Here is a 19,218-nt window from a genome sequence, read left to right on the forward strand (position 1 = left end):
CGGCCAGGCGCCGCATCGCTCAATCGCTCAGTCTTGCCCCAGCCCCACGGGTGCGGGCGCCCGCATCACGATGCGGGTGAACAGGCGGTCAAACTGCGGGTCGCGTGGAACCCGGTTGCTCAGCGGGTCCTGGTTGGTGGCAAAGGCGGCGTTCAGCGCATGCCAGTCGGCGTCGGTCAGGTGCTTTTCGGCTTCGGGCAGCACCACGGTTTCTTCCAGCCGCATGTGCTGCAAATAGAAATCCACATAGGCCGTCACCTCGTCCTCAAACGCCTTGCGCCGCGTATCGCCCAGGTACTCCCAGGCCATCAGCAGGTGCATGAGCTCGCGCACGCGCAGCTCGCCCGCACCGTGGTCACGCTCCAGCTGGTCAATGGCGCTCATGACGTGCGGCGCGGCCCGTGCCACGCGGGGAAACAGCAGGTCCGACTCTTTGGGGTGGTGCAGCTTTTCAGGGAACTCGTCGATGTAGAACAGCATGGCGCGCAGCACGTCAAAAAACAGCTCGTGCTGGTCTTTGCCGTCGGGGCTGGGGCCGCGTTTGACCATCTGCATGAGCGACTGCAACATGGCCGCCAAGGTGGCATGTTCGTCGCGGATGACGCGCAGGGCTTCGTGGTTCATGGCGTTGTCTCCGGAGGGTTGTTATGGCTGACAAGCAGCGTCCCTAGCATCCCGCAGATCGCCGTTTCGGGTCTTGATACAGGTCAACAAGCACCCGCCCTGCGCGGCCGACACCGACACGGCCGGCGACGCCGGCCGTGTCGGTTCACAGCGCCGGGTAGTCGGTGTAGCCCTTGGCGCCGGGCGTGTAAAACGTACTGGCGTCGGGGGCATTGAGCGGCGCACCGGCCTGCAGGCGCGCCGGCAGATCGGGGTTGGCCAAAAAGGCGGTGCCAAAGGCCACGGCGTCGAGCAACCCGGCCTGAACGGCCTTTTCAGCCTCGTCGCCGCTGTAGCCCATGTTGCCCACCAGCACGCCTTTGTAGTGGGCGCGTGCGGGCGTCATCACGTCGGCTTGCTGGGCCTGGAAAAAGTCGGCACGCATCACGTGCAGGTAAGCCAGGTTGAAGCCGTTCAAGCGCTCGGCCAGGAAAGCCGTGAGCCCCATCGGGTCGCTGTCGATCATGCTGTTGTAGCTGTTCAGGGGCGACAAACGCAGGCCCACGCGGCCTTCGCCAATGGCGGCGTTCACCGCGGTCAGCACCTCAAACAGGAAACGGGCTCGGTTCTCCAGCGAGCCGCCGTAAGCGTCGGTGCGCTGGTTGGCACCATCGCGCAAAAACTGGTCGATCAGGTAGCCGTTGGCGCCGTGCACTTCCACACCGTCAAAGCCGGCTTGCACCGCGTTGCGGGCGGCTTGGGCAAAGGCTTCCACCAATGCGGGTATTTCGTCGGCGCGCAGCGCACGCGGCACCACATTGGGCCGCTTGCCTTCGGGGGTCTGGGTGTCGCCGTCCACCGCCAGCGCGCTGGACGACACGGTTTCTGCACCCCCGTTCAGTGCCGGGTGGGCCGCGCGCCCGGCGTGCCAGATCTGCATGAAGATGCGCCCGCCACGGGCGTGCACCGCGTCGGTCACCACCTTCCAGGCTGCAATCTGCTCGGGGCTGTACACGCCCGGCTCAGACACAAAAGCCGACGTGCCGGGCAGGATCATGGTGCATTCGGTGATGACCAGGCCGGCACTGGCGCGCTGCGCGTAGTACTCGGCCATGAGCGCGTTGGGCATGTGGCCCGCGCTGGCGCGCGCCCGGGTGAGCGGTGCCATGAGAACGCGGTTGGGCATGGTGATGGCGCCGGCTTGCAAAGGGGTGAACAACATGAGAACTTTCAGAAGGGAGGGAATGGGGAGCCAAGGCCGCGACCCAGGGGAAGTGGCCAGCGGGGCGCGACCTTAACACCGCCCCACCGCCGGCGCTGCAGCAAGGGAACAGCAAAACCTGTAAGCGCTCAGGCAGGCGCCAAACGCGACTGGCCATGCCGCAGCTCATGCGCCCGGCGGGTGCTCGGCCACTGCCGGCGGCGTCACCGGGGGTTTCCAGCGCTTGAGCAGCAAGGCGTTGCTCACCACACTCACTGAACTCAGCGCCATGGCGGCACCCGCCAGCACCGGGCTCAGGTAGCCCAGCGCGGCCAGCGGAATGCCGGCCGCGTTGTAAGCAAAGGCCCAAAACAGGTTTTGCCGGATCTTGGACACGGTGCGGCGCGAAATGTCCAGCGCGGCGGCCACCAGCATCGGGTCGCCCCGCATCAGCGTGATGCCAGCGGCGTGCATCGCCACGTCCGAACTGCCGCCCTGGCTGTGGCTCATGGCCAGGCCCACGTCGGCCGCAGCCAGCGCAGGTGCGTCGTTCACGCCGTCGCCCACCATGGCAACGGTGTGATGGCTTGTTGCTTGGTCTGCGCCGGCGCCTTCTCCAAGCCTCAGTTGCTTGATCACCGCCGCCTTGTCACCCGGCAGCACCTCGGCAATCACCTCGCCCGCTTCAGCCTTCAGACCCAGCTTTTGGGCCATGGCCAAGGCGGCGCCCCGGTTGTCGCCCGACACCATGAACAAGCGCATGCCCTGCGCGCGCAGCCCCGCCAGCGCGGCAGCGGCGCCGGGCTTGGCTTCGTCGGCAAACGCCAGCAGCGCCAGCGGTGCCCAGGTGCCGGCCTCGTTTTGCGCGGCCAGCACCGACACCGTGGCGCCTTCGTTTTGCAACACCTGCGCACGCTCGGCCAGCGGGCCCAGCGCTGCGGCGAGTTCGTCCATCCAGCGCAGGCTGCCCAGCGCCAGCCGCGCGCCCTGCACGGTGCCCCAGCCGCCGCGCCCGGCCACGGCTTGCACGTCTTGCGCAGCGTCGGGCGCCACCGCCAGGCCGCGGGCGGTGGCAGCGTCCAGCACGGCGCGCGCCAGCGGGTGGGCGCTCTGCGCCTGCAGTGCGCTGGCCGCCTGCAGCACCGCCAGCTCGTCCACACCAGCGGCGGCTTCAATCACCTGCAACCGGGGGTGGCCCACGGTCAGGGTACCGGTCTTGTCAAACGCCACCGTGTCCACGCGGTGCGCGATCTCCAGCGCTTGCGCGTCTTTGATCAAAATGCCGTGCTGCGCGGCCACACCGGTGCCCGCCATGATGGCCGTGGGCGTGGCCAGGCCGAGCGCGCAGGGGCAGGCAATCACCAACACAGCCACGGCATGCAGCAAGGCCTCTTCCACTGGCGCGCCGAGGTACAGCCAGCCGCCCAGCGTGACCAGCGCGATGACCAGCACCACCGGCACAAACACCGCGGCCACCTGGTCCACCAGGCGCTGCACCGGCGCCTTGGCGGCCTGCGCGTCCTGCACCAGCGCAATGATCTGGGCCAGCACGCTTTGCGCGCCAATCGCACGCACGCGCACCTCCACCGAGCCCTCGCCGTTGAGCGCGCCGCCGGTCACAAAATCACCCGGCTCTTTGGCCACCGGCATGACCTCGCCGGTCAGCATCGACTCGTCGGCCTGCGTGTGCCCCAGCAGCACCTCGCCGTCGGCCGCAAAGCGCTCACCGGGCAACACGCGGATGATGTCGCCCGGCAACAGCTCGTCCACCGGCACGTCGGTGAGCTCGATGCGGCGCACGCCATCGGGCAGCAAATGAGCGCGCTCGGGCCGCAGCGCGTGCAGCGCACGGATGGCGCTGGTGGTCTGGCGCTTGGCGCGGGTTTCCAGCCATTTGCCCAGCAGCACCAGCGTGATCACCACCGCCGAGCCCTCGTAATACAGGTGCACCATCTCGCCCGGCTCGGCCTTCCACCACAGCCAGGTGGACAGCGCCCAACCCGCCGTGGTGCCGATGGCCACCAGCAGCTCCATGTTGCCGGTGAGGGCCTTCAGCGCGTGCCAGCCGGCTTTGTAAAAGCGCGCACCCAGCACAAACTGCACCGGCGTGGCCAGCACAAACTGGATCCAGGCGGGCAGCATCCAGTGTTTGCCAAACAGGTCGCCCACCATGGGCAGCGCCAGCGGTGCCGACAACAACACACCCACCAGCACGGGCCACAAATCCAGCGGCACACCCAGCCAGTGTGCGGGGCTGGCGTCGTCCATGGCGTCGGTGGTGCGCGGCTCGTAACCGGCGTCGCGCACAGCGCGTTTGAGCCGGGCCAGCGTCTCAGCGTCGCCCGTGCCCGCCAGCGTGATGCGGGCCGACTCGGTGGCCAGGTTCACCGTGGCGTCGCTCACACCCGCCTGCTTCTTCAGCGTCTTTTCCACCCGCGACACGCACGAGGCACAGGTCATGCCGCCAATGCCCAGGTCGATCTGGCTCGAAGCGTTGGGGTCGGTCTGGTGGGCGTGGCTCGTGGCTTGGTTCGGTACATTCAAACTTGTCATGCCAGAAGCATAAGCTTTACCCCGGTGGGAAGGTCAAGCGACAAGGTGTATCTTGTTTTCTGCAGCAGACTTGACCTTGACACGGTGTCAAGCCTGAACATAGGCTCACCCCCAACCAACACCATTGGAACTCACCATGAACCAGATCTTTTCCGTGCAAGGCATGACCTGCGGCCATTGCGAAAAAGCCGTCACCACCGCCATCAAACTGCTCGACCCCCAAGCCGTCGTCAGCATCGACCGCAGCCAGAACCGGGTTGAAGTGGACACCGAACAGCCCCGCGAAACGGTGGCCGAAGCGATCCGCGAAGAAGGCTACACGGTCGCGGCATGAAGGCCTGCAGCCACGCCAGCGAAGCCGATCCGTCGCTCGACGCGGTCAACGCCTGGCCGGTCAACATTGGCACGGCGGCGCGGCTCAGCGGCATTTCGCCCAAGATGCTGCGCCACTACGAATCGCTCGGCCTGCTGGGCACCGTCAACCGCACCGACAGCAACTACCGCCAGTACAGCCTGGCCGATGTGCACACGCTGCGCTTCATCCGCCGCTCGCGCGACATGGGCTTTGGCCTGGACGCCATTGCCGAGCTGGTGAGCCTGTGGCACAACCGCCGGCGCAGCAGCGCCAGCGTGAAACGCATTGCCCAAAAACACCGCGACGAACTGAGCCAGCGCATCGAAGCGCTGCAAGCCATGCAGCGCAGCCTGGACGGTTTGCTGCACCTGTGCCCGGGCGACGGGCGACCCGGCTGCCCCATCCTGGACGACCTGAGCCATCCTTGATCTGGCGCAAGGTTCAACCCGGACACGGGATCAAGACCCATGGGGTATTCGGAACAAAACTTTACAGAAGCGACTCAATAGGTCACCGAGCCGATACACGGTGCTCGCACACTGAACCCATTCCAGAAACACACACCCGCTGCGGTTTCAGGAACGTCTTTCAACCACCGACTCAGGAGTGAACACCATGAAACTGATTTCCAAAAAAGGCCTCATCGCCGCCGCACTGGCCACCGCTTTTGTGGGCATCTCGGCCACCGCCATTGCACAAGGCATGGGTGGCATGCCGCACGGCGCACACGCACAGCACATGGCCCAGGCCACCACCGAAGCTGGCAAGCCCGACATGAGCCAACGCCATGCCCAGCGCATGGAGCGCATGCAGCAACACCACGCCGAGCGCCAGGCCAAGCTGAAGGCCGAGCTGAAGCTCAGCGCCGAGCAAGAACCTGCCTGGAACGCCTTTGTGGCCCGCACCGCGCACGAGCCCCGCGCCATGAAGGCCGGTGCGCGGGAAGACTGGTCCAAGCTGACCACGCCTGAGCGCCTGGACAAAATGCAAGCCCTGAAAGCCGAGCGCGACGCACAGATGGCCAAACGTATCGACGCCACCAAAAGCTTCTACGCCGCGCTCACGCCCGAACAGCAAAAAGTGTTTGACACCCAGGCGCACGGCGGCATGCAGCGCGCCGGCATGAAGGGTGAACACCGCATGGGTGGCAAAGGCGGCCACCATGGCATGCACGGTGACCACAAAGGCATGGGTGGCATGGGCTGTGAAGCCGGCATGCCCAAACAAAGCTGAACCCTGGGCGCCAGACGCCTGCCCAGCCCAACAGCCCCGGCCACCCCGGGGCTGTTTTGCTTGATGCACATCAAGCCCCGCGCAGCAGCCTGCCGATAAGCTGCCCCGCCATGGACTTTGACCTCATCATCATCGGCGCCGGCCCCGCCGGGCTGTGCCTCGCCCAAGCTTTGCGAGGCAGCGGTTTGCACATCGGCCTGGTGGAGCAAAGCAGCGTGGCCACGCTGCAAAACCCGGCGTTTGACGGCCGCGAAATTGCCCTCACCCAGCACAGCGCGGCGCTGCTGCGCCAGCTCGGCGTGTGGCACCACCTGGGCGAAGCCCACATCGCCCCGCTGCGCGACGCGCTGGTGCTCGACGGCGGTGCGGGCCGCGGCCAGTCGCGCATGCGCATCAGCCACACCCTCAGCCCCAAGCCAGAGCTGGGCCACCTGGTGGCCAACCACCACATCCGCCGCGCCGCCTTTGAAGCATCCATGGCCACAGAAGGTGACACACCCGGGGCGCCACCCACTTTATACGGCGAGCAACAGGTCACGCACATCCACACCACCGCCCAGGGGGCCCACATCACCCTGGCCAGCGGCACCACCCTGAGCGCACGGCTGGCCGTGGCCGCCGACAGCCGCCATTCCAGCACCCGCCGCGCCATGGGCATACCGGCCGACCTGCACGACTACGGCCGCACCATGCTGGTGTGCAACATGACGCATGAGCAGCCTCACCATGAAACCGCGTGGGAATGGTTTGACCACGGCCAGACGCTGGCCCTACTGCCCATGAACCCCTGCCCGCAGACGGGCCTGCCGCGTTCGTCGGTGGTGCTCACCCTGCCCAGCCAAGCCTTGCAACCGCTGATGGACCTGCCCGAATCCCCATTCAACGCCGCCATGGCCGAGCGCTTTGGCCACCAGCTGGGCGCCATGCGCCTGTGCAGCACCCGCCACGCCTACCCGCTGGTGGGCGTGTGGGCGCGCCGCCTGGTGGCACAGCGCTTTGCTGCGGTGGGCGACGCCGCCGTGGGCATGCACCCCGTTACCGCCCACGGTTTCAACCTGGGCCTGCGCAGCATCGACACCCTGGCGCAACTGCTCACCCAGGCGCACCAGCAAGGCCAGGACATTGCCTCGCCCGCCCTGCTGGAACGCTACCAACGCACCCACCAGCGTGCCAGCCGCGGCCTGTACCTGGCCACCCACGCACTGGCCCAGCTCTACACCCGCGAAGAAGCACCCGCCCGCTTCGTGCGCCAGGCCCTGGTGGGTTTGGGTGAGCGGTTCACCCCATTCAAACGTGCGGTAGCAGCCAGCCTGACCGGACTGCATTAAAAACAACCCATCAGCGGCAGGTGCTTCAACACCCCAACCGGCCGCTGAGCATCAGCCGCCTGCTCGAACAGGTTCGCCTCGTCCAGAGGCACGCCACGTGCATGTTGCGCTGCATCAAGGCAGCCGTCAGCATTCGGGTCTAGATTGGCAAATTCACCCTGCACAGGCACGTCCGATGCCTGCGGGAACACCGCCAGATCACCACCCGTACCAAAGCCGAGGAGACCCGACTTGCTGTCCGCCTACATCACCCACGCCGACTGCGCCCGCCACGACATGGGCCCACACCACCCCGAATGTCCCGACCGCCTGGGCGCCATCAACGACCACCTGCTGGTCAAGGGCTTGCTGGACTACATGATCCCGTACGACGCGCCCCTGGCCACCCAGGAGCAATTGGCGCGCGCGCATGCTTCGCTCTACGTCAGTGAAATCATCAACGCCTCACCCGCCGAAGGCCTGCACGCAGTCGACCCCGACACCAACATGTGCCCCCACACGCTCACGGCCGCCCTGCGCGCCGCCGGCGCCGCCGTGCAAGCCACCGACCTGGTGCTGGCCGGCGACGCGCCCACCGCCTTTTGCTGCGTGCGCCCGCCCGGCCACCACGCCGAACGCTCGGCCGCCATGGGCTTCTGTTTTTTCAACAACGTGGCCGTGGGCATTCGCCACGCGCTCAACGCACACGGTGTGCAACGCGTGGCTCTGATCGACTTTGACGTGCACCACGGCAACGGCAGCGAAGACATTTTTCGAGGGGACGAGCGCGTGCTGATGTGCTCCATCTTTGAAAAAGGCCTGTACCCGTTCAACGGCGAAACCGCCACCGGAGACAACATGGTCAACGTGGGCCTGCCCAGCCGATCGGGCAGCGACGCGTTTCGCGAAGCCGTCACCCAGCACTGGGTGCCCGCGCTTGACGCCTTTGCACCCGAGTTGATCTACATCTCGGCCGGCTTCGACGCCCACCGCGAAGACGACATGGGGAACCTGGGCCTGGTGGAAGCCGATTACGCGTGGGTGACACAAGAACTCATGAAAATCGCCCGAAAACACAGCCAGGGGCGCATCATTTCCTGCCTGGAAGGTGGCTATGTGCTCAGCCCACTGGCGCGCAGTGTGGCGGCCCATGTGCGTGTGCTGATTGGCGCTGACTGAACGGCCGAATCGCCACACGTCACGGGACGCGCTTGCCTTGTCGCTGCCGGGTGTGTGGGTTGGGTTCAAAGGTTTTCGCCACCCATCCACACCCCTTCATATTCCTTTTTTGCAGCAACCTGAGTCCCCCATGGACAAACACTACCTCACCCCCCTCTTCGAGCCTGAAACCATTGCGGTCTTTGCTGGCCAGGCCGACAACGCCGAGCTACAAACCCCTCAGGCCCGGGCGCTGGTCGCCGCCATCACCCAGCAACGCTTCAGCGGCACGCTGGTGTTTCTGGACATCCACACCACCGGCACCCTGGCCGACCTGGCCCAAACCCGGGCCGACCTGGCCATCATCGTGCTGCCACCGGCCGAAGCCATTGAAGCGCTGGAAGTGGCGGGCCGCATCAAGTGCCGCGCCGCCCTGGTGGTGGGCAGCGGCATCACAGCCGAACTGGCGCTGGAAATGCACCGCGTGGCGCGCCGCCACGGCATGCACCTGCTGGGCCCCAACAGCATGGGCTTTCAGCGCCCCCGCAGCGGCCTCAATGCCAGCGTGGCTGGCCCACTGACCAACCCCGGCCCTTTGGCCCTGGTTTCGCAGTCGGGCGCGCTCACCGCCTCCATCCTCGACTGGGCCAGCCTCAACGCCGTGGGTTTCTCCACCGTGGTCTCGCTGGGCCCCAACACGTCGGTGGACATTGCCCAGGTGCTCGACTACCTGGCGTCGGATGCGCAAACGCACAGCATCGTGGTCTACATGGAAGGCATTTCCAACGCCCGGCGCTTCATGAGCGCGCTGCGCGCAGCCGCCAACGCCAAGCCGGTGGTCGTGCTCAAAGCCGGGCGCAAAAAAGCCGGTAACCAGGCCGCCCAGACCCACAGCGGCACCATTGTGGGCAGCGACGACGTGTTTGACGCCGCCCTGCGACGCGCCGGCGCGGTGCGGGTGCGCTCGTTCGTCGAGCTGTTTTCTGCCGCCAAATGCCTGGCCTCGCGCTACCGCCCGGTGGGCAAGCGCCTGGCCATCGTCACCAACGGCGGCGGCCCCGGCGTGCTGGCGGCCGACTGGGTGAGCGAAATCCACCTGGAACTGGGCCGCCTGGCACCCGACACCGTGAAGGCGCTGCAACCCCAGCTGCCCGCCCTGGCCTCGCTGTGCGACCTGATTGACCTGTCTGAAGAAGCCACACCGGCGCACTACCAGGCCGCCATCGACGCCGCCGGCCACGACCGCAGCATCGACGGCGTGCTGGTGGTGCACTCACCCAAAGCCGGCACCAACGCCGCCGACGTGGCGCGCGCCATGGCCAGCCTCAAAACCCAGATGAGCAAACCGCTGCTGTGCTGCTGGATGGGCGACGCCTCGGTGATCGAAGCCCGCGAAGTGCTGGCGGCGGCCGCCATCCCCAGCTTTCGCACGCCCGAAGCCGCCGTGGGCGCCTTTGGCAACATCGCCAGTTTTTACGAAAACCAGCAACTGCTGCAGCAAACACCGCCCCCGCTGTCCACCCTGGCCAAGCCCGACATTGAAGGCGCGCGCCTGCTGATTGAAAACGTGTTGACCGAGCGCCGCAAGGTGCTCACCGAAATGGAGTCCAAGGCCCTGCTCTCGGCCTTTCACATCCCGGTCACACAAACCATTCTGGCGCGCAGCGCCAACGAAGCCATGATGATCGCCACCCAGCTGGGCTACCCGGTGGCGCTCAAAATCGACTCACCCGACATCAGCCACAAAAGCGATGTGAACGGCGTCGCGCTCAACGTGATGAACGCCGTGGGCGTGCGCGATGTGTACAACACCATGATCCAGGCCGTGGCCAAAGCCCAGCCCGGCGCCCGCATCAACGGCGTCACCATCCAGAAAATGGCGCGCAACAAACGCGGCCGCGAACTCTACATCGGCCTCGTCACCGACGACCCGTTTGGCCCGGTCATTGCCTTCGGCGCCGGTGGCACCATGATCGAGCTCATCAACGACCGCGCCATGGAACTGCCACCGCTCAACCAGTTTCTGGCCCGCCGGCTCATTGACCGCTCCCGCGTGGCCGAAACCCTGGGCGAATGGCGCGGCGCCAGCGCGGTAGACATGGATGCGCTCGAACATGTGCTGCTGCGCGTGTCCGAAATGGTGTGCGAACTGCCCCAGCTGCGTGAAATGGACATCAACCCCATCATCGTGGACGCATCGGGTGCGGTCGCGGTGGACGCGCGCATCGTCATCGATAACGCGCCCGCCACCGCCCGCAACTACGCCCACCTGGCCATCCTGCCTTACCCGGCGCGTTACGAGCAGGTCTGGCCGCTGCGCGGCGGTGGCGAATACACCATCCGCCCCATCCACCCCGACGACGCCCAGATGCTGCAAGACCTGGTGCAACACCTGTCGCCCGAAAGCCGGTATTTCCGCTTTGTGTCGTCGCTCAAAGAGCTGCCGCCATCCATGCTCTCGCGGCTCACCTTGATCGATTACGACCGCGAAATGGCGCTGGTGGCCATCCACCGCACCCGCCAGCCCGGCCCAGGGGGCGAACCGGTGGAAACCGAGCGCATCGTGGGCGTTTCGCGCTACATCACCAACCCCGACAAAGCGAGCTGCGAGTTTTCACTCGTGGTGGCAGACGATTTCAACGGCAAAGGTCTGGGTTCGCGGCTCATGCTGAGCATCATGGAAGAAGCACGAGACAAGGGTTTGACCGAAATTGAAGGCTTGGTGCTGGCGAACAACCCGGGCATGCTCAAGCTCATGAAAGGCTTGGGCTTTGCCGTGAAAACCTTTGCAGAAGACCCGGACTTCAAGTTGGTGACGCACGCCCTGTAGAGCCCGGCATGTTTTTCGATCAAAACCGCCCGTCCAGGCGGTTTTTTTCGCCTTCGGGTTCCCGCTTCTTATCTCTCTATAGCTTTAATACAAATTAGTAGCAGTAGTAGAGGAGGCCGTTTTGTGTGGATAAGCTGGTTTTCTTCAAGCGGGACAAGCACTTGGGTGCTGCCAAAGCCTGTGCAGACGGCCCTGTTTCCTGGCGACCCAAAAGGGGACAACTGGGCCAAGCGGCGGTCTTCTGTGGATAACCCCGTGGTTATTAAAAAGTTACCCACAAGGTTGTGATCAACCTCTTTAAGAAGCCGTTTTTTTCGGACCAAAACAACGGTTTGGGCCGTTGTTACCGACCCGCCAGCCTCTGAGAGCTGGCAAATCCATGGTTTTGAAGGTCCTGAACGCTTTCAAACCCCCGGGCGCCCGGTCTTGCCAAGCCAGGTGATTGCGCTGCAGGGCGTTCATCACGCGCTCAGGCAGGTCACGGTGCATTTCTCAGGCATTTGGAGCGCCTGATCGGTCCTGGCCCTCCCAGGACCCCGCTTGGCCGCTTCCAGGCGCTCACAACCCCCCTGCTGGGCACGGCTGAACCGTTTGAACGTCGAAATCAGCTGCCACAAAGGATCTGGTACACGCAAGGGGTCACGGAAGTGATGGTTGCGTCAGCCGAAAAAAATCAACTTTTTGCCTACCAAGGTGTTGGCAGGCAACCCAAAGCGGCGCAAAAAACGGGTTTTCGGTTCCCGCTTCTTATCTCTCTATAGCTTTAATACAAATTAGTAGCAGTAGTAGAGGGGGCCGTTTTGTGTGGATAAGCTGGTTTTCTTCAAGCGGGACAAGCACTTGGGTGCTGCCAAAGCCTGTGCAGACGGCCCTGTTTCCCGGCGACCGAAACGGGGACAACTGGGCCAGGCGGCGGTTGTCTGTGGATAACCACGTGGTTATTAAAAAGTTACCCACAGGGCTGTGATCAATTGCTTTGGCAAGCCAGTTTTGGGCTGGCGTTTCGAGCGGCTGTGGCGCGTTTTTCAGTGCAACCGCGCCAGTTGGGCAAAACCGGCGGCGAGACCCAGTCCGTGCAGCAACACCGCTATGACGCTGAGCACCAGAGCAGGTTTCAACCTGTCGGGCTGGTGCCTGTGTTGGGCCAGCCATCCTGCAGCCGCCAGGGAAAACGGCAAAGAAACCAGCCCCCAAAGCGCCTGGCTTGGCGGCACCAACAGCCAGACGCCGGCCACCAACCACAGGTGAGCGCCGAGCGCCAGCACGGCATACAACGCGCTGGCCTTTACGGGACCAAGCCTCACCACCAAGGTGCGCTTGCCCACTTGGGCATCGGCTTCAGCGTCCGGAAACCCGTTGATCAGCAGCAGCGCTGCCACCAGCAGCGCAAAACCCAACGCCACCCAGGCGGGTATGGGGAAAAAGTGGCGGCGCTGCACATAGTCCGCGCCCACCACCACCAGAAACCACACGAGTGCCACCGTCAGTTCGCCCAACCCGCGCGACATCAACCGCAGCGGTGGTGCCGAGTAAGCCCAGGCCAGCACCAGTCCCGCCAAGCCCAGCAGCAACACACCACCACCGGCTTTAACCGCCAGCAGCAGTCCGGCCGGTACCAGAAACAACACTAGCGCGAAGGCCAGTTCGGCGGTTTGCCGCTCGGTCGCCACGCCGGTCTGTATCAGCCGCGAACCGCCTGTGAACGGAAAGATACCCCGCTGGTTGGCCGCATCTGCTCCATTGCGTGCATCGTGCAGGTCGTTCAACACATTGCCTGCCGCGTGTGCCAGCACGGCCAACGCGGTGGCACCGAGCGCCAGCGGCAGGTCGAGCCCGCAGCCGCAGGCTGCAGCGGTTGCGGTGCCCAGCACACAAGCCACCACCGTGAGCCACAAAAAAGCCGGACGTGTCATGCGCACCCACACCAGCGCCTGACCCAAGCCCGGGTCAGGCGGTTTCTTTTGGGGTTGGCGCACCACAGAGACTTTGGGCAGAGGTTTCATACCGATCAAGTGTGTGGCGATGCAGCCCGACGCGCCTTGTCCAATCGCAAGCCCAGCCCATCGCAGGCGTCTGGCCGCGGGCCCGCCATGGCGCTGGTCGCTCACACTTGGCTACAAGCGCTCTGTAGCGGTGCAGTACCCGGCTGTTAAGATGCCAGCGCTTGGTTGCGGGCCTGAACGGTGATTCGAGCCCGTTGCTTTTTCCCCTGGAATCCCCGGTTTTTGAGTCTGTTGCCCCACCCATGTCCGTTGCCCTCGCTGCCAACGCGCCTGCCACCTTCGAGATCAAGAGTGCCAACCTGCCTCTGGTGGCCTTGCTGCTCAAATCTGCCGACCTGGCCCGCCTGAGCACCGAATTTGCCCAGCGGTTTGGTGACATGCCCGACTTCTTTGACCACGACTCGCTGGTCATCGACCTGTTCCCGCTGCAAGTGGCCGAACCCGACGCCAGCCTGGACTTTGCAGCGCTGGTGCACCTGTTGCGCCAATACCGGCTGACCCCGCTGGCCGTGCGCGGCGGCAACGAAGCGCAAATGGCCGATGCCATTGCCGCCGGCCTCACTCCGGCGCCCGACGCTACCGTGCAGCGCGCTGCGCCAGCCCCCGCGGCCAGCACCACCGCAGCGCCAGCCCCAGAGCCGGTGGCAGCACCGCAGCCCGCTGCAGGTGCCCTGGTCATCGACAAACCCCTGCGCTCGGGTCAGCAGGTCTATGCCCGCGGGCGCGACCTGGTCGTGATGGCCATGGTCAACCCTGGTGCAGAAGTCATTGCCGATGGGCACATCCATGTGTACGCGCCGTTGCGCGGCAAAGCCATTGCAGGTGCGCGCGGCAACACCGATGCGCGCATATTTGCCCTCAGCATGGCACCCGAGCTCATTTCCATTGCCGGCATTTACCGCACCAGCGAAGTGGCCCTGCCCGACGCCGTGCTGGGCAAGGCGGCCCAGGTGCGCCTGGTGCCGGGTCCCGACGGTGACAAGCTCGTGATCGACCCTTTATCGGTGTAACGCCCCAGGCCACCCGCCCGTTGCACCCCGCACCCCTTTTGCATTTGAAAGAACCCGCACCATGACCAAAATCGTTGTCGTCACCTCCGGCAAAGGCGGGGTGGGCAAAACCACCACCAGCGCCAGCTTTGCCACCGGCCTTGCCCTGCGCGGTCACAAAACCGCCGTGATCGACTTCGACGTGGGCCTGCGCAACCTGGATCTGATCATGGGCTGCGAGCGCCGCGTGGTGTACGACCTGATCAACGTCATCCAGGGTGAAGCCAACCTGAACCAGGCGCTCATCAAAGACAAACAGTGCGACAACCTTTTTGTATTGGCCGCCAGCCAGACGCGCGACAAAGACGCCCTGAGCCAGGAAGGCGTGCACAAGGTACTGACCGACCTCTCGGCCATGGGTTTTGAGTACATCGTGTGCGACTCGCCCGCCGGCATTGAAACCGGCGCGCTCATGGCCATGCACTACGCCGACGAAGCGCTCATCGTCACCAACCCCGAAGTCTCCAGCGTGCGCGATTCCGATCGCATCCTGGGCATGCTGGGCAGCAAGACGCAGCGCGCCATTGACGGCAAGGAGCCCATCAAGGAGCACCTGCTGATCACGCGCTACAACCCCACGCGCGTGGCCGACGGCCAGATGCTGTCGCTCGAAGACATCCAGGACATCCTGCGCATCAAACTCATCGGCGTGATTCCCGAGAGTGAAAACGTGTTGACCGCGTCCAACCAGGGCACGCCAGCGATCCACCTGAAAGGCACCGACGTGGCGGAGGCCTACAGCGATGTCATCGACCGTTTTCTGGGCGCCGACAAACCGCTGCGCTTCATCGAAGCCGAAAAGGCGGGCTTCTTCAAGCGTGTGTTTGGAAGGAAATGAGCATGTCGTTCCTGTCCTTCTTGCTCGGCGAGAAAAAGAAAACCGCCAGCGTCGCTAAAGAGCGGCTGCAGATCATCCTGGCGCACGAGCGCAGCGGCCGCAATGCCGCAGAGCCCGATTACCTGCCCGCGCTGCAGCGCGAACTGGTGGCCGTGATCAGCAAATACATCAAGATCAATCCGGACGACATCAAGGTCATGCTGGAGCGCCAGGACAACCTGGAAGTGCTTGAGGTCAAAATCGAACTGCCTGATCGCAAATAAGCCCCAATCACCAGACGGGTCTGCCCAGACAAAAACCCCCTGTTTTGCTGGGTTGCATAACAGGGGGTTTTTATTGGCTACACCAAAGCAAAAAGGCTTCAAAACATGGTTTTGAAGCCTTTTCTACTGGACTCAGCACAGGGCTGTGTCAGCTGGGGTGCAACGGCATCGCTGCCGTTGACTGGGATTGCAGGGCTTAGTAGCCGCCGCGACCGCCACCACCGCCGTAGCCGCCACCGCCGGAGCGGTCGCCACCACCGGAACGGTCACCACCGTAGCCGCCGGTACGGGGAGGACGTGCCTCCATCGGACGAGCTTCGTTCACGGTGATGCTGCGGCCGCCGAGCGACTGGCCATTCATGCCGTTGATAGCAGCTTGTGCTTCAGCGTCATTGCCCATTTCGACGAAACCGAAACCTTTGGAGCGGCCGGTGTCGCGCTCCATCATGACTTTGGCGCTGTTGACAGAGCCGAATTCGCTGAACGACTGTTGCAGGTCTTCGTCGCGAACGGTGTACGGCAGGTTGCCGACGTAAAGTTTATTGCCCATGGGGACTCCTCAAAAATACATAAAACAAAGCGATGGGGTCCCGAAAGCACAACAAACCAAAAAAGTACCGCCGTAGCGCGCGAAACTGACCGATCACCTAACTTGCACGGGCAGCGAAACCGCCCGAACATTTGGATTATGCGCCTTTAAACGCGCCGTGATGAAATTCTTGCCGCATACCGTTGCTGGCTGGATAAAAAGTGGTTCACGTCAAGGCGCAACGCCACCGGCCCAAGCGGGCTTTTCGCCCTGCGTTTCGCTTGCCCTTGTTCAGCCGCGCACACGCCTGACGGGCCGTCTATCATCCGGCCATGCTGATCGAAACGCTGGGCGCTGCCCGAGACATGGGGCGGCTCAATCAAATTTTGGGTGTGCTGATTCGCCATGGTTTTGGCGACAGCGTGCGCCGCCTGGGCCTGGCCGACCGGCTGGAAAGCGCGGGCCACGCTCTGAAATGGGAACATGCGGCCGACCTCGCCCGGCTTGAACCGCCGGTGCAGGTGCGCTTGGCCATTGAAGAACTCGGCCCCACCTTTGTGAAGCTCGGCCAGATCCTGGCCGGCCGTGCCGACCTGTTTGGCCCTGAATTCATTGCCGAATTTGAAAAACTGCACAGCCATGTGCCCGCTGTGCCGCTGGACACCTTGCGCCCCCAGCTGCGCGAAGACCTGGGCGGCGAACCCGAAGACGTGTTTGCCCGCTTCGACCCCGAGCCCCTGGCCGCAGCGTCCATTGCACAGGTGCACCGCGCCCAGCTCAAAGACGGCACCGAAGTGGTCGTCAAAATTCGCCGCCCCGGCATCACCGACACCATTGAGGCCGACCTGCGCCTGCTGGGCCGCATGGCCGCCGTGGCCGAGGCCGAGATACCCAACCTCAAGCCCTACCGGCCCCAGCAACTGGTGCGCGAACTGGCGCGCTCCCTCAAGCGCGAGCTGGACCTGGCCAGCGAATGCCGCAACGCCGAACGCATTGCCGCCAATCTCGCACCCATGCCCTGGATCGTGGTGCCCAAGGTCCACTGGCAGCACACCACCGAGCGCGTCAACGTCCAAGACTTTGTGGGCGGTGTCGCCGGCAACGACCTGGCTGGGCTCGATCTCAACGGCTTCGACCGCAACCTGCTCGCCCAACGTGGCAGCCAGGCCGTGCTGAAAATGATCGTGCAAGACGGTTTTTTCCACGCCGATCCGCACCCCGGCAATGTGTTCTATCTCGAAGGCAACCGCATCGCCTTCATTGACTTCGGCATGGTCGGGCGCCTTTCGCAGCGCCGGCGCGAAGAGCTGCTCAACCTGTTGCTCGGTCTGGTCGAGCGCAACCCCCAGACCGTGGCCGACGTGTTGCTCGACTGGACCGGGGACGAACACGGCGTCAACCTGGCCGTGCTGGAAACCGAAATTGAAGCTTTCGTCGACCAGTACCACGGCACCCCGCTGGCCCAGCTCAACCTGGGCCAGATGCTGGCCGACGTGACCACCATCTTGCGCGAACACCACCTTGGCCTGCCGTCTGACATGGCCCTGCTCATCAAAGCCTTCATCACCCTGGAAGGCATGGGCCGCGGGCTCGACCCCGAATTTCACATGACCACCGAAGCCCTGCCGCTGTTGCGCCAGGTGGTGCGCGCCCGCTACCAGCCCAAGGTGGTGGCCAACCGCGCCTGGCAAACCCTGCGCCGCACCCTGGCCGTGGCCGAACAGCTGCCACACGACGTGTCGCGCCTGCTGCGCAACGCCCGGCGTGGCCGCATGCACGTGGGCATTGAGCTGGCCCACCTCAAACGCGTGGGCGACCAGATCGACCGTGCCGCCAACCGCCTCACCATGGCGCTCGTCATCGCCGCGCTCATCATCGGCTCGTCCATCGTCATGACCGTCAAAGGCGGCCCGACCCTCTTCGGCCTGCCCGCTTTCGGCTTCATCGGCTTTGCCAGCGCCTTCGTGGGCGGGCTGTGGCTGGTGCGCGCCATCTGGCGCAGCAGCAAGGGGCGCGATGTGGGGGAGGGAGATTGACGTGTGATGCGCTATCTTGGTTTTTGAGTTGCCACACAACAATCGGGGGGAAGAGGCCATGGGCTTGCAGGACAGGGACTACATGCACGAGCCGCACCGGCGTGATTCACCATTCGCGCCACCCCTAAGCCCCGTCAAATTGTTCCCCCTGTTGAATCCTGCAAGCTTGTTATACCCGACCCTTTTCCCGCTGAAGTGGCCAAACTGATGCGCTTTTAAAGCGATACAAAGCGGGTGTGCTGTCAGCGCTCACGCTTGCGGGCCAGCTCCCACCGCGTGCACAGTTCCCTTCCTCGTGCTACATTAACTGGTTCGCCTTGGGCGACCGGCCGCGCGTAAGTTGTCAGCAACCTGCGCGCACCACCCCAGGCAGAGGGGTTGCTGGTCCAGTCCCACCTTGGTGAGCCACGCCAGCCCCGAACCCGTCTTGGGTCGGCGCCGTGGCAAATGTTTTCCCTCCTGTTGCCGATGCCCCTGCCGTGGCTCGTGCGCCGGATCTGGCCTGGTGTTCCCAACACCGCGCTGGCTCCGGGAGATTCAGTTGGGCACCCCGGCGCTTGGGGCTGCCACTTTGTTTTTCGGGCGTTTTCAGGTTTTGCGGCTGTTGCTGCGGGCCCTTGCCCACTGATGTTTTTAATGATTCATACGACCACGATTACGACAACGAAGAGTCTTTCTCCTCTCACTTTGGGCAAATACCGCATTGCGGCTTGCCCGCGTCCGCTCCCCTGCGGGCGCTTTGCCGCACAGGTGTCCATCGCCAGTGGTCGCGGCAGCGCTTCCACTGCCCGAGTGATGCGCTTTGTTGACGATTTCTCGACCCACGATGCCGCGGCAAAATACGCTGTTGCGCAAGGCATTGACTGGGTTAACGACACACTGCGCACCCACGCGCGCCCGATCGCTGTGGGGCAGGTGCTGTCACCCCAAATCTGTATTTGAAAAGGAGCCACACATGGCCAAAGAAGATCTGATTGACATGATGGGTATCGTCAACGAGGTGCTGCCCGACACGCGTTTTCGCGTGACTCTGGACAACGGTCACCAGCTGATTGCGTATTCGGCAGGCAAGATGCGCAAGAACCACATCCGCATCCTGGCGGGTGACCGCGTGTCGCTGGAGCTGTCCCCTTACGACCTGAGCAAGGGCCGTATCAATTTCCGCCACATCGAAGGCCGCGGCCCGATGGTGCCGCGCAAGCCGCGCTGATTCGACCTTGAAACCGCCTCGGCGCCGCCAGCGTGAGCGGTGCCAAGGCT

At 64.3% G+C, this 19,218-nt stretch carries 17 protein-coding genes; 12 read left to right on the plus strand and 5 right to left on the minus strand.

The features are described 5' to 3' along the window. Positions 1-27: 27 nt before the first annotated feature. The 3 genes from AC4QBL_RS17635 to AC4QBL_RS17645 all read right to left on the minus strand — a co-directional run bounded on the left by AC4QBL_RS17635 (position 28) and on the right by AC4QBL_RS17645 (position 4,264). The gene (locus tag AC4QBL_RS17635; protein WP_472901716.1) at positions 28-624 is read right to left on the minus strand and encodes a hemerythrin domain-containing protein; all 597 of its coding nucleotides are present in this window, start codon (positions 622-624) and stop codon (positions 28-30) included. A 145-nt stretch (positions 625-769) separates the two neighbouring features. Continuing rightward, positions 770-1,825: an alkene reductase gene (locus AC4QBL_RS17640; RefSeq protein WP_472907929.1), complete on the minus strand. Its 1,056-nt coding sequence runs from the start codon at positions 1,823-1,825 to the stop codon at positions 770-772. Positions 1,826-1,990: 165 nt separating this feature from the next. After that, the gene (locus AC4QBL_RS17645) at positions 1,991-4,264 is read right to left on the minus strand and encodes a heavy metal translocating P-type ATPase (protein ID WP_472907948.1); all 2,274 of its coding nucleotides are present in this window, start codon (positions 4,262-4,264) and stop codon (positions 1,991-1,993) included. 229 nt (positions 4,265-4,493) lie between these two features. Here AC4QBL_RS17645 and AC4QBL_RS17650 point away from each other — a divergent pair, with 229 nt between their 5' ends. From AC4QBL_RS17650 to AC4QBL_RS17675, 6 genes are all read left to right on the plus strand, one after another. Next, positions 4,494-4,691 carry a heavy-metal-associated domain-containing protein gene (locus AC4QBL_RS17650; protein WP_472901719.1) on the plus strand — a complete coding sequence of 66 codons (198 nt, stop codon included), beginning with the start codon at positions 4,494-4,496 and terminating at the stop codon, positions 4,689-4,691. Further along, positions 4,688-5,140 (plus strand): Cu(I)-responsive transcriptional regulator, encoded by a 453-nt coding sequence (gene cueR / locus AC4QBL_RS17655; protein WP_472901720.1) that lies wholly within the window; start codon positions 4,688-4,690, stop codon positions 5,138-5,140. The genes AC4QBL_RS17650 and cueR overlap by 4 nt, the downstream gene beginning before the upstream one ends. Positions 5,141-5,327: 187 nt before the next feature. Next, positions 5,328-5,945: a Spy/CpxP family protein refolding chaperone gene (locus AC4QBL_RS17660; RefSeq protein WP_472907930.1), complete on the plus strand. Its 618-nt coding sequence runs from the start codon at positions 5,328-5,330 to the stop codon at positions 5,943-5,945. Positions 5,946-6,055: 110 nt separating this feature from the next. Then, positions 6,056-7,273: a 5-demethoxyubiquinol-8 5-hydroxylase UbiM gene (ubiM, locus tag AC4QBL_RS17665; RefSeq protein WP_472907931.1), complete on the plus strand. Its 1,218-nt coding sequence runs from the start codon at positions 6,056-6,058 to the stop codon at positions 7,271-7,273. 276 nt (positions 7,274-7,549) lie between these two features. Beyond that, entirely contained in the window at positions 7,550-8,431 is an 882-nt protein-coding gene (locus AC4QBL_RS17670; RefSeq protein WP_472907949.1) for a histone deacetylase family protein, read from the plus strand. Between the two features lie 130 nt (positions 8,432-8,561). Beyond that, complete coding sequence (locus AC4QBL_RS17675) at positions 8,562-11,240, plus strand: bifunctional acetate--CoA ligase family protein/GNAT family N-acetyltransferase (RefSeq protein WP_472907933.1); 2,679 nt, start codon at positions 8,562-8,564, stop codon at positions 11,238-11,240. Between the two features lie 1,025 nt (positions 11,241-12,265). Here the strand turns inward: AC4QBL_RS17675 and AC4QBL_RS17680 are convergent. Continuing rightward, positions 12,266-13,243: a prenyltransferase gene (locus AC4QBL_RS17680; protein ID WP_472907934.1), complete on the minus strand. Its 978-nt coding sequence runs from the start codon at positions 13,241-13,243 to the stop codon at positions 12,266-12,268. Positions 13,244-13,485: 242 nt separating this feature from the next. Here AC4QBL_RS17680 and minC point away from each other — a divergent pair, with 242 nt between their 5' ends. The 3 genes from minC (at position 13,486) to minE (ending at position 15,393) form a co-directional block, all read left to right on the plus strand. Next, entirely contained in the window at positions 13,486-14,253 is a 768-nt protein-coding gene (gene minC / locus AC4QBL_RS17685) for a septum site-determining protein MinC (protein ID WP_472907935.1), read from the plus strand. A gap of 61 nt (positions 14,254-14,314) precedes the next feature. Next, positions 14,315-15,130: a septum site-determining protein MinD gene (minD, locus tag AC4QBL_RS17690; protein ID WP_472901726.1), complete on the plus strand. Its 816-nt coding sequence runs from the start codon at positions 14,315-14,317 to the stop codon at positions 15,128-15,130. A gap of 2 nt (positions 15,131-15,132) precedes the next feature. Further along, positions 15,133-15,393 carry a cell division topological specificity factor MinE gene (gene minE / locus AC4QBL_RS17695; RefSeq protein ID WP_439112399.1) on the plus strand — a complete coding sequence of 87 codons (261 nt, stop codon included), beginning with the start codon at positions 15,133-15,135 and terminating at the stop codon, positions 15,391-15,393. Between the two features lie 196 nt (positions 15,394-15,589). Here the strand turns inward: minE and rbp are convergent, their stop codons facing one another. Then, the gene (gene rbp / locus AC4QBL_RS17700; protein WP_472907936.1) at positions 15,590-15,943 is read right to left on the minus strand and encodes an RNA-binding regulator; all 354 of its coding nucleotides are present in this window, start codon (positions 15,941-15,943) and stop codon (positions 15,590-15,592) included. Between the two features lie 311 nt (positions 15,944-16,254). On the opposite strand from rbp, the gene AC4QBL_RS17705 reads away from it, so the two are divergent. The 3 genes from AC4QBL_RS17705 (at position 16,255) to infA (ending at position 19,168) form a co-directional block, all read left to right on the plus strand. Beyond that, entirely contained in the window at positions 16,255-17,958 is a 1,704-nt protein-coding gene (locus AC4QBL_RS17705) for an ABC1 kinase family protein (protein ID WP_472907937.1), read from the plus strand. A 447-nt stretch (positions 17,959-18,405) separates the two neighbouring features. Beyond that, a complete protein-coding gene (locus AC4QBL_RS17710) occupies positions 18,406-18,900 on the plus strand; it encodes a hypothetical protein (RefSeq protein WP_472907938.1) in 495 nt (164 codons plus the stop codon). 13 nt (positions 18,901-18,913) lie between these two features. Then, a complete protein-coding gene (gene infA / locus AC4QBL_RS17715; RefSeq protein ID WP_304826126.1) occupies positions 18,914-19,168 on the plus strand; it encodes a translation initiation factor IF-1 in 255 nt (84 codons plus the stop codon). The last annotated feature ends 50 nt before the right edge of the window (positions 19,169-19,218 follow it).

The sequence above is a fragment of the Hydrogenophaga sp. L99 genome, assembly GCF_058731905.1.

What these genes read in the sequence shown, in the direction of transcription:
- AC4QBL_RS17635 (WP_472901716.1), bottom strand. Translation starts at nt 624, where the DNA reads ATGAACCACGAAGCCCTGCGCGTCATCCGCGACGAACATGCCACCTTG.
- AC4QBL_RS17640 (WP_472907929.1), bottom strand. Translation starts at nt 1,825, where the DNA reads ATGTTGTTCACCCCTTTGCAAGCCGGCGCCATCACCATGCCCAACCGC.
- AC4QBL_RS17645 (WP_472907948.1), bottom strand. Translation starts at nt 4,264, where the DNA reads ATGACCTGTGCCTCGTGCGTGTCGCGGGTGGAAAAGACGCTGAAGAAG.
- AC4QBL_RS17650 (WP_472901719.1), top strand. Translation starts at nt 4,494, where the DNA reads ATGAACCAGATCTTTTCCGTGCAAGGCATGACCTGCGGCCATTGCGAA.
- cueR (WP_472901720.1), top strand. Translation starts at nt 4,688, where the DNA reads ATGAAGGCCTGCAGCCACGCCAGCGAAGCCGATCCGTCGCTCGACGCG.
- AC4QBL_RS17660 (WP_472907930.1), top strand. Translation starts at nt 5,328, where the DNA reads ATGAAACTGATTTCCAAAAAAGGCCTCATCGCCGCCGCACTGGCCACC.
- ubiM (WP_472907931.1), top strand. Translation starts at nt 6,056, where the DNA reads ATGGACTTTGACCTCATCATCATCGGCGCCGGCCCCGCCGGGCTGTGC.
- AC4QBL_RS17670 (WP_472907949.1), top strand. Translation starts at nt 7,550, where the DNA reads ATGGGCCCACACCACCCCGAATGTCCCGACCGCCTGGGCGCCATCAAC.
- AC4QBL_RS17675 (WP_472907933.1), top strand. Translation starts at nt 8,562, where the DNA reads ATGGACAAACACTACCTCACCCCCCTCTTCGAGCCTGAAACCATTGCG.
- AC4QBL_RS17680 (WP_472907934.1), bottom strand. Translation starts at nt 13,243, where the DNA reads ATGAAACCTCTGCCCAAAGTCTCTGTGGTGCGCCAACCCCAAAAGAAA.
- minC (WP_472907935.1), top strand. Translation starts at nt 13,486, where the DNA reads ATGTCCGTTGCCCTCGCTGCCAACGCGCCTGCCACCTTCGAGATCAAG.
- minD (WP_472901726.1), top strand. Translation starts at nt 14,315, where the DNA reads ATGACCAAAATCGTTGTCGTCACCTCCGGCAAAGGCGGGGTGGGCAAA.
- minE (WP_439112399.1), top strand. Translation starts at nt 15,133, where the DNA reads ATGTCGTTCCTGTCCTTCTTGCTCGGCGAGAAAAAGAAAACCGCCAGC.
- rbp (WP_472907936.1), bottom strand. Translation starts at nt 15,943, where the DNA reads ATGGGCAATAAACTTTACGTCGGCAACCTGCCGTACACCGTTCGCGAC.
- AC4QBL_RS17705 (WP_472907937.1), top strand. Translation starts at nt 16,255, where the DNA reads ATGCTGATCGAAACGCTGGGCGCTGCCCGAGACATGGGGCGGCTCAAT.
- AC4QBL_RS17710 (WP_472907938.1), top strand. Translation starts at nt 18,406, where the DNA reads ATGTTTTCCCTCCTGTTGCCGATGCCCCTGCCGTGGCTCGTGCGCCGG.
- infA (WP_304826126.1), top strand. Translation starts at nt 18,914, where the DNA reads ATGGCCAAAGAAGATCTGATTGACATGATGGGTATCGTCAACGAGGTG.